The organism is Synechococcus sp. A10-1-5-1 (assembly GCF_023115425.1).
In the GTDB taxonomy this organism is placed as follows: domain Bacteria; phylum Cyanobacteriota; class Cyanobacteriia; order PCC-6307; family Cyanobiaceae; genus Vulcanococcus.
On sequence record NZ_CP096032.1, the window covers coordinates 2215215 to 2230077 of the forward strand.

Here is a 14863-nt window from a genome sequence, read left to right on the forward strand (position 1 = left end):
GTGCGGGCAACCACGCCAGAGCGTCGATTGCGGCAGAATCACGCTGTTCCAGGCAGTACAGAACAGTCCTTCGGGAACAAATTCTCGGCAACCACGGCAACTGCTGAGCATGTCCCCGTAGTGCATCTTGCGCGGAGGGTCTGTAAAGGAAGAGCGGAGCATCGTGATTCGCCTCACGGTCCCTCAAGGCTCTTGCTCTGGTCACTGCCGTGGCTATTCCCCAAATGGGGGCAATGGGACTTGGGAGGCTCCCTAGGCGGCAAGATCCTTCTCTTGTTGCTGACGCAGGCGACGGGCCACCAGCTTCTCCTTTTGGCGCAGTGCGTTGAGTTGCTCTGTTGAGACACGGGGGTTGTGGACCTCCCAGTCCCGATCGGCGGCGGCGGCGGCGTCTCCCTGGTCTGCGCTGCTGGGAACGCGTTGTTCCATCGATTGGCTCTGCAGCTTCAACCACTCCAGCATTACTCGCGGGAACCTTGACTGGGTCTTAATGCTTGTGTAAGGCCGGGTATTTCTGCTCTGGACGGCTTCTTTTCACCTGTCGTAGGAAAAGAGCCACAGCCAGAGGAGGAGACCATGGCTGATCACAGGCACCCAGAGTCAGGAAGCTGCGAGCGCCGGACCTGCTTGAAATGGCAGCCCACAGGTGAGCTCTCCGAGCATGACTTCGCCAACTTGATGGAGCTACTGCTCGCGGCAGACGAGGAGCTCCATGCCGATGATCACTGCGATCTCCAGAGCGCCTAGTGGAGGCCGTCCTGGAGCAAGTCAGAGCAGGACGGCTCGCTGTTCCTGCTCGCAGGCTCGAGCCAGGTCTTCGCTGAGGACGAGAAGGGCGATGCCCATTAGGGCGAGGGCCGTGCCGCAATCTTTCGTGCTGCAGCGTTCAATCAGCCGGGCCGCTTCGAGGTGTTGGCTCCAACTCAGCTGCATGTGAGTGAATCTGCAACCCGTTCACTATCAATCCTGCTGCTGCGCCTGCGTGGCTCTGATTACAACGTGAAACACTGACAATCGCGCCACCTGGTAGCTCTAGTTACGTCGTGCCTGGTTCAAGCCGATACCTTTCCATCAGTGATCGGTTGAAGGCGCAATGTCCAACTCGATTGAACTCACGGTTGGTCAACAGTTTGAGATTGAGCGGTTCAATCGCGCTCTCGATGCCACAACGGATCCTGATCAGCTCCGCAGCTTGGCCAAGCAATTGATGCAGGCTTGGCAGACCCAGAAAGCAGCGACGAAGTGGGTTGTTGAGCAACAGACCGGACTGCCCGATTAGGACAGCCAGTCCAGGGGGAGTGAGAAGGTCAATACTCCGTGGGTTTTAGCCGTGGGTCCTGGGGTGACGGCAACACAGGCCAATTCACGGTCGTTCCAGGCTTCCCGAGATTTCGCCACAAAGGCCGCAGAATCGCCCACGGACCAAACTGCATGGCCTTTTTCTTCGCGCTCTTCTCTGTAGCGCTCGTAGATCTCGGTGAAGGCCTCCGCATCCGAACTATCGAGGAACTCCGATAACGCATGCTCGGGGTCACTCTCTCGGGCACGCTTCAGAAAGGCCTGAAGCAAGGGGCTATCGAGGGCGCTACTGGCGACAAGCACCGAATTGATCGTGCCCACATGGGTGGTGACGACTTGAGGGGCCGCGTTGCGGGCATCAATCACCGCGCAGATGGTCGAGAGGGACCATTCCCGTTCAGCTTTGACCAAGGTGGCTGGGGCTCGCAGCAGCTGACGTACATCGCCAATGAGGTTTTTGACGAACTGCTCAGAGTCCCCCATCGCCCAATCTCCCCCTTTGGCAGACCGTAGCGATTGCGGAGCCTGGATGAAGCGACTAGGACTACCGGGTTCCGCCCTGATTCCGGCGAATGCTGGTTTTGAAAATCACGAACGCCTCCAACGTGGTCGCGGCCAAAACCAATCGCTTCTTTGAAGCTCTAACGCCCGACCGCCTCGACCAGAAATTGGTGGAGGAGCAGGTGATGAAGGGGTTGATTGAGCAGCTCAGGGCGGAGGGGATTGAGGCGGAGGTGGCCTTGGTGGATGGCCTTGATTTCGGGACCAAGGGGGTTCTGGTTACCGAGCGGCTACGCACCAAGCACCGCGAACGGATCTAGCGCTGCTGGCGCCACAACCAGAAGGCCCGAATCAATTTCCTGTGGGGCGGGGTGACATCCACCATTGGCCGTGGGGCGGCCTGGCGGTAGAGGTTTGCGAAGAAGGGCTCAAGCGGTGTCCCCTGGAAGGGATTGCTTGGCTGGGACGCTGCCGTCCGCTCCGCTTCCTTGCGCAGCCGCCTGAGGGTGGGGATCAGCATCAGGCTGACCACCAGGGCCATGAGCAGCAGATAGGGCAGCAGACTTGCGAGCCAGATGGTGGCGACCACCGCCGCAAGGCCCTGCAGCAGAACGGTGATCCAGCGAGGACGTTGGCGGCCAGGTAGCTGTTTCACGGCTTTCAGTCCTTGAGCACCGCGTGAAAGGCGCAGACCTTACCCAGGCTGTCCTCGTCGCAAAAATCGATGGTGTTCCGGGAGCGCTGGAGCCGCAGTTGTGAGGAGAGAATCGCGGTGACGATCAGCAGGGCCCAGAAACTCAAGACCGCTGCTGTTCGAAGCAGATCTCCGGCGCTTCTCAATGCTTAGCTGCTCCCGGCATGGCCCTTGTGCTGGGCTGTGCCTTGTAGAACCACAGCGACCTCACGGATCAACTCTCGCACTCCGTAAAGAGCGAGGGCGATCACAATGCCCGCAACCAGTAGGGGGACGGCGTAGTCCATTGGGAATAGCGCGCGTTTCCCCTGTCTTATCTCCGGAATTTGGCTTTGGCGACGCCTCCCTTTCCTCCTCCGCCAGCGCGGCCCGACTTCCCGCCACCGGCGCGGCCTCCCCGGCCTGACTGCAGCAGGGATTGAAGGCGTTGCTCCTCGCCCTCATTCACGGATCTCCATTCGCCTGGGGCTAACCCCTTCAGGCTGAGCGGTGGGCCTCCATCCATCAGGTCGATCGCCACCCGCAGCAGCCGCAGGGTGGGAAGCCCCACCGCAGCGGTCATCCGCCGCACCTGGCGGTTTCGCCCCTCCCGCAGCTCCAGCTCCAGCCAGCTCGTGGGGATGTTTTGACGGACGCGTATGGGCGGGTCCCGCTCGGGCCAGCCGGGGTCCTGGAGTGCTCGGGCTTGGGCCGGGAGGGTGCGTTTGCCCTGAATGACCAGCCCTGAGCGCAGGGCTGCGAGTGCTTCGTCGCTGAGGAGTCCCTCCACTTGGCTCCAGTAGCGGCGCCAGTGACCCCAGGCCGGATCGGTGAGCCTCTGTTGCAGTCGCCCGTTGCTGGTGAGCAGCAGCAGCCCCTCGCTGTCGGCATCCAGCCGCCCAGCCGCATAGACCCCGGGGACCTCGATGTGATCCGCCAGGCATCCCCATCTGCTGCCGTCCTCAGGTGTGAACTGACTGAGGACGCCGAAGGGCTTGTGAAAAAGGAGTGTGGTCAGAAGCTGCGCTGTTTTCAGCTCAGGAAGCCTGGCGAGCCTTCCAGAGGTTCACAACCCCAATCGAGATCAGGAGCAATCCCAGATCCATCGAAAGAGGGGGGAGAACCATGCCGGCTGCCACAACAATTGTGAGGGCTGACCCTAGCGACAACTAAGCTACGGAGAGCACCTGGGTTGGCCACTAGCAGCAGCGCATGATTGAGACCTCCGGCGTCATCGAGAAGGAACAGGGCAACGGGTTCTACCTGGTCACCCTCGAGCAGCCCGCTGGCCACCAATGCCTCTGCCGCGCCGCCGGCAAGCTGACCAAGTTCCGCATCAAATTGCTGGCTGGCGACAAGGTGCTGGTTGAGATCAGCCCCTACGACCTGAGCCGCGGTCGCATCACCTACCGCGAACGCAACGCCAACGCCGGTCCCCGTCCAGGTGGCAACCGTCCTGGTGGTCCCCGCCGTCGTTAATCCATCAATCTCGAAACCCTGGGCCTGTGCCCAGGGTTTTTTGTTGTTGGGGTTACTCAGAGCAGGCTTTCGATCGCCGCCTTGAATTCACTGCGCTGCTTGACCCCACGGAACTGCTGCTTGAGCTCCTTGTTCAGGAAGACCTGAACGGTGGGCGTACCGCTGACGCCGGCCTGCTGGGCGATCTCCTGCTCCGTCTCGATGTCGATCTCGATGCCCTGGGCCTGTCCCCCCAGTTCATCGAGAACCCGCTTGAGCTGAGGCTTGAGCACGTGGCAGGGGCCGCAGGTGGGTGAGGTGTAGACGACGACCAGGGGCTTGGTGCTGTCGTGGTAAAGCTTCCTCAGGGCGAAACTTCCCTTCTGCCAGAGGGCATCAGCGCTGTAGTTGGCTTCGTCGCTGACCGCGGTGCGCTTGGTTTCGCCGACCTCGGCTGGATCGACAGGGTCATGGCTAACGGTGACCGCGAGATCCTTCTCCGTCAGCCAGCGCTCTGCCGCCAGAGCGGCCTGGCAGCCACTTCCGGCGGCCGTGATCCCCTGGCGCCATTCCGCATCAGCGACGTCCCCGGCGGCATAGACCCCCTCAAGACTGGTTTCGGGACGACCAGGCTGGGTGATCAGGTAGCCCTTGCTGTCGGTGCTGAGCTGCTCGCGGACCAGGCGGGTGTTGGGGGTGTGGCCGATGGCATAGAACAACCCGCGCACGGGCAGGTCCTCGCTCGGGCCGCCGTTGGTGTCCTTGAGCTGGATGGATTCGAGCCAGTCGCCACCGCTGCAGTTCGCCAGTTGCCGGTTCCAGTGGACCTGGACCTTGGTATTGGCCAGCACGCGATCGGCCATGGCCTTGCTGGCCCGAAGCTTGTCGCTGCGAACGATCAGATGAACGCGGCTGGCGTATTTGGTCAGATAGACCGCTTCCTCGCAGGCGGAGTCGCCGCCTCCGACGACTGCCAGTTCCACATCGCGGAATTGCGGTGTCGCGCCATCGCAGATGGCGCAGGCGCTGATGCCAGCGTTCCAAAAGCGCTGCTCGCTGGGCAGGCCGAGACGATTGGCACTGGCACCCGTGGCCAGGATGACGGCGTGGGTCTGGATCGTCCGGCCGTCCGCCTGAATCCGGAAAGGGCGCTGGGAGAGGTCAATCGAATCGGCATCAGCCTCCACCAGTCGGCTGCCCCAGCGCACGGCTTGGGCCTTGATCCGATCCATGAGTTCTGGCCCGAGGATCCCGTCGGGGAAGCCAGGAAAGTTCTCGACATGCGTGGTGGTCATGAGCTGACCGCCAGGGATGCCCCCATCCTGGAAACCCGTGATCAGCACTGGGCTCAGATTGGCGCGTGCGGCATAGATGGCCGCGGTGTATCCCGCCGGACCTGACCCCACGATGACAAGGTTCTCAACCGATCCGGGTGCACCAGCGGCCATGACCTAAGGCGGAATGACTTCGCTTTAGTTTAGGGATCGATCGCGGCTGGGTTGGGTTTGCAGCCCGGGTGGCTGCCCGCAGAACCCATTGAGCAGAGCAAATAAAGAGATCGCTCTAAAGATTCTCTTTAGATTTCAAGCAGGCCGTCGGATTCGCTGCTGGTTTCGCTCTCTGGGAACTTCTCGAAGTTGGGGACCATCAAAACTTGGTCCTGAAGGAGTTCGGGTTGGTCGTCAGAGCAGAGGATCCATTCCCGGAACTCCTCTGTCAGGGCGTAGCTGTCTTCGTAGAGCTCGCGATCATCCAAGCAAGCAATGCGAGTGACCGCCCAATTTGTTGCGACGGTGATCCGCCGTTGGATTGAACCGTGCATGGTTCCCCTTGCGGTTGAGACCACGTTGACAGCTCAGGTGCCGCCTCCAGTGGTTAGTACGCACAACGTCGCATTAATTGCTGCATATTCGATGTAGTCATTGATGCATCAAGAAGTCGGGTAGGCGTGGGCCACGCACGCGAATTACCCCTCCGGCTCCATCCTCCACGGCCTGCAGCGGCAGGCTGGCGCCTCGGCTTTGGCCACTTGCTTCTTCAACAGTCTCGTTGTTCTTGGGTCGAAGGACGTAGGGCTCGCTGAGGGACCAGGTGCGGGCGTACTGCATCAGCAGCGGATCAGCCGGTGCGAAGACGTAGGACGGGTGCCTGGGGACGGTTTCGGCGAGGGCGCGCTCACCGTTCATTCGAACAGCCCTCGTGATGGCCTGCACGAAGCGCGTGCGGGTCACAACGGTGGTCAGATAGGCCACCACCCGCAGCCTGGGGGCGTCGAACCCCTCGGCGCACATGTCAATGCTCACCAGCCAGTCGGAGTCCCCGGCTTTGAAGCGCTCCATTCGCTCGGGCGCCTCAGGGTCTTGGGAGTGCACCAGCTGAACCCGGTCCCCCTCCTCCTCCAGCAGCCCGCAAATTCTGCGGGCATGGGCGATGTCACGGGCCACCACCAGGCCGCCAGCTTCCGGGTGCTCCCGCCGCACCGCCTCGATCCGTTTGCGGGCATTGAGCAGCAGGCGTAAAGCAATGCTGCTGCTGTCCCCCAGGCGGATGGCCCGCCGTAGGTTCCGCGCCCGCCAGCTTTCCCGCTCTTCCTGGGAGAGCGGTGAGCGCTCGGTGTCCCCTACTTCCCCCCGACGGCCATGGTCCACCCAGCCGTCCTGGAAGCGGAATTCCAGGGGGCGGACATCACCGGCTTGGATCAATTCCCGGGGCTCGACGCTGAGGTCGGGAGCAATCTGCTCGACCCATTCCTGGCCGTCATGGACCTGAATCCGCCGGGCTGCGCAGAAGCCGAGGTTGTCGGCGCGAAACGGTGTCCCGGTGAGCCCCAGCCGTAGCTGAGCGCTTTGGCTCAGGCGGCTAAAGGCGTGGCCCCAGGCCGTCGCCTCCGGTTCCTCCGGGTCAACCCCCAGGTGGTGCACCTCATCGGCAATGGCCAGCCAGGAACCCCAGTCCCAGTGCTGGAGTTCCTGCTCGAGGGACTTCAGGTTGCGCCCAGCAGCCTGATAGGTGATCAGCAGGCCATCGCTGTCCGCAAGATCGCTGGCGCTGAGTCCTGGTTGCCAGTCCTTGAGCTTCAGGTTGAGGCGCTCCGCCGAGGAGATCCACTGGGCGGCGATGGAGCTCCGATGGCAGAACACCAAAAAGCGAGCAAGCCGGCCTTCCCGGAGCAGCCGCTCGAAGCTCAGCAGGGCCCCCAGGGTTTTGCCGGCCCCAGGCCCGGCGTTGATCAGGACGTCACTGCCCTGACGGGTTTCCAGTCGGCGCCGCAGCAGTTGGATCAGCTGGATTTGCCACTGCCGCGGCTGCAGGTTGCTGAGCGGCCGCGGCTCCACTGCTGCGGACTCCTCCGCAGCGGCAGGAGCGCGCTTGGGGACGCGCAGATCAAACGACAGCGATGGCATGCCGCCATTGTGTGGGGATTCGGCCAAAAAAGTTGGGCACTTCTACCTATTCGCATCGGCGCTGGAGGCACTAACTTCCGGCCATCACCCGCTCCCGGGCTTTGCCCCTGTTGCCCATGGATGAGCGTTCTTTGTTTTCGCTGAGCACCGATGAGCTCCGGCAGCGCTTCGAGCTGGCGCTGAGTTTGGAGTGCGATCTCGATCCCATGATCCTTCGGGCCCGCATGCTGCGCCGGCAGGGCTCAAGTCCCCACGCCCGCTGCTTAGAACAGGAGCTCCTGCCTCTGTTCTGAGCCCATGCGTGTGGCGGTCACTGGCGCCTCCGGCAAAACCGGTTGGAGAGTCGTCGCCGAAGCCCTGGCCCGTGGTTCCGAGGTTCGAGCGATCGTCCGACCTGACTCGAGTCTTCCGCCGGGTTTAGAGGGAGCCGAGATCCATCGCCTCCACTTGAGTGATGGCGCAGCCCTGCAGGAGGCCCTGCGCGGCTGCGACGCCCTGGTCATCGCTACAGGTGCCCGTCCCAGCATCGATTTGCTGGGTCCCCTCAAAGTGGACGCCCTAGGGGTGCGTCAGCAGCTTGAGGCTTGCCGCAGCGTGGGGCTCAAGCGCGTGGTGCTCGTCAGTTCGCTCTGTGCGGGTCGATGGCTGCACCCCCTCAACCTTTTTGGGCTGATCCTGGTCTGGAAGCGTCTGGGTGAGCAGTGGCTCGAGCAGAGCGGGCTGGACGTCACGATCGTTCGTCCCGGTGGCCTGAAGGAAGCCGAGGAGGACCTCGCCGCTCAGCACCTGCGTTTCTCCGGCGCGGATCAACAGCAGGACGGCAGTCTTCCGCGCCGCTTGGTGGCCCGGGTTTGCCTGGATGCCTTGGAGGCTCCGGCCAGCGTCGGACGCATTGTTGAGATCACGAGTGCGGTCCCGGACTCTCCCGCGTCTGAACCCCCTGCGCTTGCCAGCTGGTTGGCTTGAGAACGCTTCCGGCCGTATGCGAATCTGCCTCAACCCAGGGTCGAGACATTGATTCGTGTTTTAGTGCCAAGGGAGTGCCGACCTGGTGAAACCAGGGTTGCGGCCACTCCCGAAACCGTGCGCCGTCTGGCGGCACGCGGCTGCACCTTTGCCATCGAGCGCGGCGCTGGTCAGGCCAGTGGTTACGACGACGCGTCCTATGCGGACGCCGGTGCTGCACTGGTGGACCCCAGTACTGAGCAGTGGTCCCAAGCCGACGTGGTCCTCGCTGTCCAGGGCTCAGATCTGGCCCAGCAGCGCTCCGAACTTGCTTCGCTGAAGCCCGGCGCTCTGCTCCTTGGCCTCCTGGAGCCCCACGGCAACGACGCGCTGAAGCAGCGCTTTGAGGCCGGTCGGGTGACCGCACTGGCCCTGGAGCTGCTGCCTCGGATTAGCCGGGCCCAGAGCATGGATGTGCTCTCCTCCCAGGCCAATATCGCTGGCTACAAAGCGGTTCTGCTCGCTTCGGCAGCGCTGGATCGCTACGTACCGATGCTGATGACCGCCGCCGGCACGATTCAGCCGGCTCGGGCGCTGATCTTGGGCGCCGGTGTGGCCGGCCTCCAGGCCCTGGCGACGGCCCGTCGACTCGGAGCTGTGGCCTACGTCAGTGACGTGCGCCCCGCCGCCAAGGAGCAGGTGGAGTCCCTGGGTGGCCGCTTCATCGATCCCCCTGAATTGGATCAAAAGCCCGGTGAATCGGGTGGCTACGCCAAGCAGGCCACTGAGGCGTTCTTGGCTGAGCAGCGCCGTCAACTCACCGAGCAGCTGGCCCTGGCTGACATGGTGATCTGTACCGCCCAGGTGCCGGGCAAGAAGGCCCCGCGCCTGATCGACGACGCGATGCTGCAACACATGCGCCCCGGCAGTGTTGTGGTTGACCTGGCAGTCGCTCAGGGCGGCAACTGCGAAGGCACGGTGCCTGGTCAGACCGTCTTCCGTCACGGCGTTCAACTGGTCGCCGGTGACGGGCTGCCCTGCAGCGTGGCCAACCACGCCAGCGCCCTCTATTCCCGCAACATCGCCGCTCTGTTGGAGCTGTTGCTCAACACCACCGCCGAGGGGGCTTCCTCGGTGAATCTCGATCTCGACGATGAGATCGTCTCTGGCTGCCTGTTCAGCCACAACGCCCCTGAATCTGCCGGAGGTGCTGCATGAGCAGCCTGAATGAAGCCCTGTGGGTGCTGCTGCTCGGCAGCCTCCTGGGTCTGGAACTGATTGGCAAGGTGCCCCCCACCCTGCACACCCCCCTGATGAGCGGTGCCAACGCCATCAGTGGCATCACCGTGCTGGCCTCCCTGACCCTGATCGCTCAGGCCCAGGGCAATCCCGGGATGCTGATCCTCGGCGCGGTCTCCCTGGGCTTTGCCCTGTTCAACGTGATCGGGGGCTTCCTCGTGACCGACCGCATGCTCGCCATGTTCAGCCGCAAGAAGTCAGGAGCACGCCGATGAGTGGCCTCGCGCTGTTTGGTTATCTGATTGACCTGCTGGCAGTCCTGCTGCTGGCCCTGGGCCTCAAGGGCCTCTCCAAGGTTCGTTCCGCCCGCTCCGCTAACGGCCTGGCTGCCCTGGCCATGGGCTTGGCAGTGGTGGGTCTGTTGATTCAGCTGCAGCCCGCACCGGTGGCGTGGCTTTGGATCGCAGTCGGCACGGCTGCCGGCGGTCTGCTGGGTCTGCTCACCGCTCGCCGGGTGCCGATGACCTCCATGCCGGAGACCGTCGCCCTCTTCAACGGCTGCGGTGGCATGGCCTCCCTGCTGGTGGCCATTGCCGTGGCCCTCTACAACTCCGCTGAGTCGGACATGGTGGCCCTGGTGTCCATCGTGATCTCTGTCTTCGTCGGTTCGATCACCTTCAGCGGCTCCATCGTGGCGATGGGCAAGCTGCAGGGTTGGATCGATACCCCCGGCTGGACCCAAAGCCAGGTGCGCCATGGCGTGAATATCGCCATCGCCGTTGCGGCCCTGGTGGGTGCCTTCGCCCTCCCCGGTGACCCCGCTGGTTCCTCCCTCTGGCTGCTGGTTGTGGCCTCCAGCCTGCTGGGCATTGGCGTGACCCTGCCCATCGGCGGCGCCGACATGCCCGTCGTGATCTCGCTGCTGAACTCCTATTCCGGCGTGGCTGCCGCTGCCGCTGGTTTCGTGGTCGGTAGCCAACTGCTGATCGTGGCCGGCGCCATGGTCGGTGCCGCTGGCCTGATCCTCACCCAGGTGATGTGCACCGGCATGAACCGCTCCCTGGTGAGCGTCCTCTTTGGTGGTGCCCTCGGTGGCAGCGCCCCCGTCGGCGGTGGTGGCGATGAGGCTGGCTACAGCCGGATCGTCAGCTGCAGCCCCGAGGAATGCGCCATGGCCCTCGAGAGCGCTGAGCGCGTGGTCTTCGTTCCTGGCTACGGCCTCGCGGTGGCCCAGGCCCAGCACGCCCTGCGTGAGCTGGCGAAGATGCTCGAAGCCAATGGCTCCGAAGTCAGCTACGCCATCCACCCGGTGGCCGGCCGCATGCCGGGTCACATGAACGTCCTCCTGGCGGAAGCCGATGTCCCCTACGAGCAGCTGCTCGAGATGGACACCATCAACCCCGAGTTCCCCCGCACCGACGTGGTCATCGTCTTGGGCGCGAATGATGTGGTGAATCCCGACGCCAAGAACGACCCCAATAGCCCCCTCTACGGCATGCCCGTTCTCGAGGTGGACGGGGCCCGTCAGGTGTTCGTGGTCAAGCGCAGCATGGGCGCCGGTTATGCCGGCATCAAGAACGCCCTCTTCGAGCTGCCCCAAACCGCCATGGTCTTCGGCGATGCCAAGGCAGTGCTGCAAGGTCTCTGCGCTGAACTGCGTAGCCAGGGCGTCGGTAAGGCCGCTTGATCCGGTCCTCACAATCGATCAGCATCGGGGGTCCTCCGGGCCCCTTTTTCATGGACGGTGAGCCTCCCTTTCAGCCTCGCTTTCCCTGGTGGAACGGTGATCTGCAAACCCTCAGGGACAGCTTCCGCCCGATCGATCTACCTGCGGATCGAGGTCACCCCCTGCCCTTTGATGTGGGCAATGGCGACCAACTGCTGGCCAAATGGGACGGCCCCCTGACAGGGGAGCCCCTGGGGTTGGTGCTGTTGATGCATGGCCTGGGCGGATCCAGTGAGCGCGGCGGGCTCAGGCGAATGGGGGACACCCTCCAGCGCTCCGGCTTTGCCGTGCTTCGCCTGAACATGCGGGGGGCAGGCTCTGGACGGACCCTGGCCCGTGGCACCTATGCGGCCAATAGCAATCGCGATCTGCTGCCGGTCTTGCGCCAGGCCCGGACCTTGGCCGCCGGCCGCCCTCTCTTGGGGATGGGGATTTCGCTGGGCGGGACCAAGCTGCTCAATGCCCTGACCTCCACGTCAGTGGAGCGCCGGACGGCAGGCCTTGATCCCCAGGCGCCACTCCTGGATGGGCTGGTCACCATCAGCTCTCCGGTGGATCTCGAGAGCTGCTCGCGCCAGATCGAACGGCCCCGCAACCGCATCTACCAGCACTGGCTCTTGAAGCGGCTGGTGGCCCAGACCCTGGCCGACCCCTTCGGGGTCACGGCCACCGAACGGCAAGCCCTCGAGGGACCCCTGCCGAGCATCCGCGCCTTCGATGCGGCGATTACGGCTCCCCGTTGGAGCTATGCCTCGGTGGATGACTACTACCGCCAGGCCAGTCCCCTCTGGCGCCTGCAGGAGGCCCGCTACAGAAGCCAGCTGCCGCCCACCTTGCTCATCCATGCCGAGGATGATCCCTGGGTGCCCGTGGAGCCCACCCGCACACTCGAAGCGATCCAGGACGAGCGCTTCCAGGTGCTGCTGACGGCCAAGGGTGGACACAACGGCTTCCACGGCCGCGGTGGCTGCTGGACCGATCAGCTCACGGCCCGATGGTTTCAGCGTTTGCTGGGCTGAAACGGCATCCGTTTGACGATCCAGTCCTCGATGGGAGTACCGCCGATGACGTGCTCCTTCAGGATCCGCTCGATGCGCTCGGCAGTGACCCCGCCGTAGACGATTCCTTCGGGCCAGATCAGCAGCACCGGCCCCTCGGCGCAGATGCGCAGGCAGTCCGCCTTGCTGCGCAGCACGATCCCGTCCGCGCGGGACGGATCTTCAAGTCCCCACTCCCGCACCAGTCGCTTGAGGGTGTTCCAGCTTTCCAGGCCAACGGCTGGATCAGGGCTGCAGAGCGCCTTGGCCGGGGTCGCGCACAGCAGCAGATGGTGCTGAATCAACGGCTGACTCAAACCGAGACGGCTGCAGCCTCACGCACCGCCTGACGGGACCAGGCGTCGACTGCGAGCACATCCTCCAGGGAGGGGTGGGCCATGAGGTCGGTCTTGTGGCGATCGCAGACCGCGTCGATCAATTTTGGAATGTCCAGGAAGTGAATCCGCTCCTCGAGGAAGAGCGCCACGGCCTGTTCATTGGCAGCGTTCATCACGGCGGGCATCGTTCCACCGGCTCTGCCGGCGGCATAGGCCAGCTCCATGCAGGGGTACTTGGCGGGATCGGGCTTGCGGAAGGTCAGTTGACCCACTTCCGTCAGATCCAGGCGGCGCCAGGGGGTCTCGAGGCGCTCCGGCCAGCTCAGGCAGTACAGGATCGGCAGCTTCATGTCCGGCCAACCCAGCTGCCCCAGCACGGAGGAATCCGCCAGCTCCACCATCGAGTGGATGATCGACTGCGGGTGAATGACGATCTCGATGTGGTCGTAGTCCAGGCCAAAGAGGTAGTGGGCCTCGATCACCTCCAGGCCCTTGTTCATCAAGGAGGCGGAATCGACCGTGATCTTGCGCCCCATGCTCCAGTTGGGGTGGCTGGTGGCATCGGCCACGGTGGCCTTGTGCAGATCAGCCGCGTCCCAGTCGCGGAAGGCACCGCCGCTGGCGGTCAGCTGAATCCGGCGCAGCCCTGGGGTGGGAACCCCCGTGGAAAGGCGTGCGGTGTCGGCCCAGGGCGTGCCCTGCAGGCACTGGAAGATGGCGGAGTGCTCGGAGTCGGCGGGCAGCAGGCGCGAGCCGCTCTTGGCCAGTTCCGGTAGTACCACCGGACCGGCCGCAATCAGGGTCTCCTTGTTGGCCAGGGCCAGGTCCTTGCCGGCGCGGATCGCGGCCAAGGTCGGCAGCAGGCCAGCGCAGCCGACGATGCCGGTGACCACGAGGTCAGCGCTGGACCAGGCCGCAGCCGTGCAGAGTCCGTCGGAGCCACCGACCAACTCCGGCAATTTGGCTGGCCGCTCAGCGGGGCCGAGGGCCTGGAGGCGTTCTTGTAGGGCGGGGAGTTTGGCCTCATCCGCCAGGGCCACCACCTCAGGGGCGTGCTTCTGGATCTGGCGGATCAGGAGATCGAGGTTGTTCCCGGCCGTCAGGGCGACCACGCGGAAGCGATCGGGAAACTCCTCGACGATCTCCAGGGTTTGGGTGCCGATGGATCCAGTGGAGCCGAGCACGGAGAGGGCTTTCACGGCGGAGCTCCAGGGGTCTGCGGCCAGTTTCCCATTTCCAGGCGCGTAGCGTTGCCGGCACTCCTTTGATCCGCGATGGCCGAGCAGAACCCGGCGGCGCCCCAGCGCTGGCCCTACGTCCTGGGATGTGGCTTCGCCATGGGGGCTGCCGATGTGGTTCCGGGGGTTTCCGGAGGCACCATGGCCTTCATCCTGGGCATCTACGGCACCCTGCTGGAGGCCATCTCGGGCTTTGATTTCGAGTTTCTTGCCCTGCTGCGCCGCGGTGCTTGGGCAGAGGCGGCCGCGCGGGTGCACTTGGGGTTTTTGGTGCCCCTGCTGGCCGGTCTGCTCGGCTCAGTTCTGGTGCTGGTGCGCCCGATCACCTGGCTCTATGTGAACCAGCCGGTTCTGCTCTTTGCCTTCTTCTTTGGCTTGATCCTGGGCTCGATCGTGCTGATCGCCCGTCATGCCCATTGGGGGGCTGCCGGCCTGGTGGCGATGGTGATCGGTGTGGTGGCGGCGTTGGTCCTCGTGACCCGGACTCCGGTGACCATGCCCCATGACCCCTTCACCATCTTCTGGAGCGGTGCGGTGGCAATCATGGCGATGATCCTCCCCGGTGTGTCGGGCTCCTTTCTGCTGCTGGTGCTGGGGCAGTACCAGCACGTGATGGAGGGGGTGAAGGCCTTGGATCTGGCGACCTTGGTGCCCTTCGCCCTGGGCTGTGCGACGGGACTGCTGCTGTTTGTGCGTCTGCTGAGCTGGCTGCTGAAGCGCTGGCATGGCCAGACCGTCGCCCTGCTGATGGGCTTCATGGCCGGTTCCCTCTGGAAGATCTGGCCCTTCCGCACCGTGCTGGAGAGCACCACCAACGCGAAGGGCAAGTTGATCGTGTTGCGGGACGCCCTGGCGGCGCCCCCCAGCGGTTCGGCCTTCGCAATGGCCCTGTTGTTGATGGGCCTTGGGGTGCTGCTGGTGCTGGGTCTTGAGCAGGTTCAACAGCGCATGGGAGCCGCGGAAATGGGGGGCTGAGGCCGCTCCCTTGCCGTGCCGGGGAAACTG

23 protein-coding genes are annotated in these 14863 nt (G+C 64.0%); 11 read left to right on the forward strand and 12 right to left on the reverse strand.

The genetic code is table 11. The features are described from left to right. Positions 1-252: 252 nt before the first annotated feature. Positions 253-429 (reverse strand): hypothetical protein, encoded by a 177-nt coding sequence (locus MY494_RS11940; RefSeq protein WP_247910470.1) that lies wholly within the window; start codon positions 427-429, stop codon positions 253-255. A 147-nt stretch (positions 430-576) separates the two neighbouring features. Between MY494_RS11940 and MY494_RS11945 the strand changes: the two genes are divergently transcribed. Next, positions 577-747, forward strand: coding sequence for a hypothetical protein (locus tag MY494_RS11945; RefSeq protein WP_247910471.1), 171 nt, complete (start codon positions 577-579; stop codon positions 745-747). A gap of 21 nt (positions 748-768) precedes the next feature. Here the strand turns inward: MY494_RS11945 and MY494_RS11950 are convergent, their stop codons facing one another. Beyond that, positions 769-933: a hypothetical protein gene (locus tag MY494_RS11950; RefSeq protein WP_247910472.1), complete on the reverse strand. Its 165-nt coding sequence runs from the start codon at positions 931-933 to the stop codon at positions 769-771. Between the two features lie 160 nt (positions 934-1093). Between MY494_RS11950 and MY494_RS11955 the strand changes: the two genes are divergently transcribed. Then, complete coding sequence (locus tag MY494_RS11955) at positions 1094-1279, forward strand: hypothetical protein (RefSeq protein WP_247910473.1); 186 nt, start codon at positions 1094-1096, stop codon at positions 1277-1279. Here MY494_RS11955 and MY494_RS11960 read toward each other — a convergent pair. Further along, positions 1276-1782 carry a hypothetical protein gene (locus MY494_RS11960; protein WP_247910474.1) on the reverse strand — a complete coding sequence of 169 codons (507 nt, stop codon included), beginning with the start codon at positions 1780-1782 and terminating at the stop codon, positions 1276-1278. The two genes, MY494_RS11955 and MY494_RS11960, sit on opposite strands and share 4 nt — an antisense overlap. 89 nt (positions 1783-1871) lie before the next feature. Here MY494_RS11960 and MY494_RS11965 point away from each other — a divergent pair, with 89 nt between their 5' ends. Continuing rightward, entirely contained in the window at positions 1872-2120 is a 249-nt protein-coding gene (locus tag MY494_RS11965) for a hypothetical protein (RefSeq protein WP_247910475.1), read from the forward strand. Here MY494_RS11965 and MY494_RS11970 read toward each other — a convergent pair. From MY494_RS11970 to MY494_RS11985, 4 genes are read right to left on the reverse strand one after another with little or no spacing between them, the layout of a single operon-like run. After that, positions 2117-2455 (reverse strand): hypothetical protein, encoded by a 339-nt coding sequence (locus MY494_RS11970; RefSeq protein WP_247910476.1) that lies wholly within the window; start codon positions 2453-2455, stop codon positions 2117-2119. The genes MY494_RS11965 and MY494_RS11970 overlap by 4 nt on opposite strands. A 5-nt stretch (positions 2456-2460) precedes the next feature. Beyond that, positions 2461-2640, reverse strand: coding sequence for a hypothetical protein (locus MY494_RS11975; protein ID WP_247910477.1), 180 nt, complete (start codon positions 2638-2640; stop codon positions 2461-2463). A 3-nt stretch (positions 2641-2643) separates the two neighbouring features. Continuing rightward, positions 2644-2781, reverse strand: a complete 138-nt coding sequence (locus MY494_RS11980) for a hypothetical protein (RefSeq protein ID WP_247910478.1) — start codon at positions 2779-2781, stop codon at positions 2644-2646. Between the two features lie 26 nt (positions 2782-2807). Further along, positions 2808-3509, reverse strand: coding sequence for a pseudouridine synthase (locus MY494_RS11985; protein ID WP_247912053.1), 702 nt, complete (start codon positions 3507-3509; stop codon positions 2808-2810). A gap of 176 nt (positions 3510-3685) precedes the next feature. Between MY494_RS11985 and infA the strand changes: the two genes are divergently transcribed. Beyond that, the gene (infA, locus tag MY494_RS11990; RefSeq protein WP_010310444.1) at positions 3686-3952 is read left to right on the forward strand and encodes a translation initiation factor IF-1; all 267 of its coding nucleotides are present in this window, start codon (positions 3686-3688) and stop codon (positions 3950-3952) included. Between the two features lie 56 nt (positions 3953-4008). On the opposite strand, the gene trxB is transcribed toward infA, so the two are convergent. From trxB to MY494_RS12005, 3 genes are all read right to left on the reverse strand, one after another. After that, a complete protein-coding gene (gene trxB, locus MY494_RS11995; protein WP_247910479.1) occupies positions 4009-5379 on the reverse strand; it encodes a thioredoxin-disulfide reductase in 1371 nt (456 codons plus the stop codon). Between the two features lie 128 nt (positions 5380-5507). Further along, a complete protein-coding gene (locus MY494_RS12000; RefSeq protein WP_247910480.1) occupies positions 5508-5753 on the reverse strand; it encodes a hypothetical protein in 246 nt (81 codons plus the stop codon). Positions 5754-5850: 97 nt separating this feature from the next. After that, positions 5851-7335, reverse strand: coding sequence for a DEAD/DEAH box helicase (locus MY494_RS12005; RefSeq protein ID WP_247910481.1), 1485 nt, complete (start codon positions 7333-7335; stop codon positions 5851-5853). 116 nt (positions 7336-7451) lie between these two features. Here MY494_RS12005 and MY494_RS12010 point away from each other — a divergent pair, with 116 nt between their 5' ends. Genes MY494_RS12010 through MY494_RS12035 form a run of 6 tightly spaced genes read left to right on the forward strand, consistent with a single transcriptional unit; the run spans position 7452 to position 12264 of the window. Continuing rightward, on the forward strand, positions 7452-7628 hold the full coding sequence (locus MY494_RS12010; protein WP_247910482.1) for a hypothetical protein: 177 nt from the start codon (positions 7452-7454) through the stop codon (positions 7626-7628). A gap of 4 nt (positions 7629-7632) precedes the next feature. After that, positions 7633-8301, forward strand: a complete 669-nt coding sequence (locus MY494_RS12015) for an SDR family oxidoreductase (protein WP_247910483.1) — start codon at positions 7633-7635, stop codon at positions 8299-8301. 48 nt (positions 8302-8349) lie between these two features. After that, positions 8350-9498: an NAD(P) transhydrogenase subunit alpha gene (locus MY494_RS12020; RefSeq protein ID WP_247910484.1), complete on the forward strand. Its 1149-nt coding sequence runs from the start codon at positions 8350-8352 to the stop codon at positions 9496-9498. Further along, the gene (locus MY494_RS12025; protein WP_010315729.1) at positions 9495-9794 is read left to right on the forward strand and encodes an NAD(P) transhydrogenase subunit alpha; all 300 of its coding nucleotides are present in this window, start codon (positions 9495-9497) and stop codon (positions 9792-9794) included. Before MY494_RS12020 ends, MY494_RS12025 begins: the two co-directional genes overlap by 4 nt. Then, a complete protein-coding gene (locus MY494_RS12030; protein WP_247910485.1) occupies positions 9791-11206 on the forward strand; it encodes an NAD(P)(+) transhydrogenase (Re/Si-specific) subunit beta in 1416 nt (471 codons plus the stop codon). Before MY494_RS12025 ends, MY494_RS12030 begins: the two co-directional genes overlap by 4 nt. Before the next feature lie 50 nt (positions 11207-11256). Further along, positions 11257-12264, forward strand: a complete 1008-nt coding sequence (locus MY494_RS12035) for a YheT family hydrolase (RefSeq protein WP_247910486.1) — start codon at positions 11257-11259, stop codon at positions 12262-12264. Here the strand turns inward: MY494_RS12035 and MY494_RS12040 are convergent. Together MY494_RS12040 and MY494_RS12045 are read right to left on the reverse strand one after the other, a co-directional pair. Further along, entirely contained in the window at positions 12246-12587 is a 342-nt protein-coding gene (locus MY494_RS12040; RefSeq protein WP_247910487.1) for a ferredoxin, read from the reverse strand. The genes MY494_RS12035 and MY494_RS12040 overlap by 19 nt on opposite strands. Positions 12588-12595: 8 nt before the next feature. Further along, positions 12596-13819: a 1-deoxy-D-xylulose-5-phosphate reductoisomerase gene (locus MY494_RS12045; protein WP_247910488.1), complete on the reverse strand. Its 1224-nt coding sequence runs from the start codon at positions 13817-13819 to the stop codon at positions 12596-12598. A gap of 75 nt (positions 13820-13894) precedes the next feature. Between MY494_RS12045 and MY494_RS12050 the strand changes: the two genes are divergently transcribed. Further along, on the forward strand, positions 13895-14833 hold the full coding sequence (locus MY494_RS12050; RefSeq protein WP_247910489.1) for a DUF368 domain-containing protein: 939 nt from the start codon (positions 13895-13897) through the stop codon (positions 14831-14833). Positions 14834-14863: the final 30 nt, after the last annotated feature.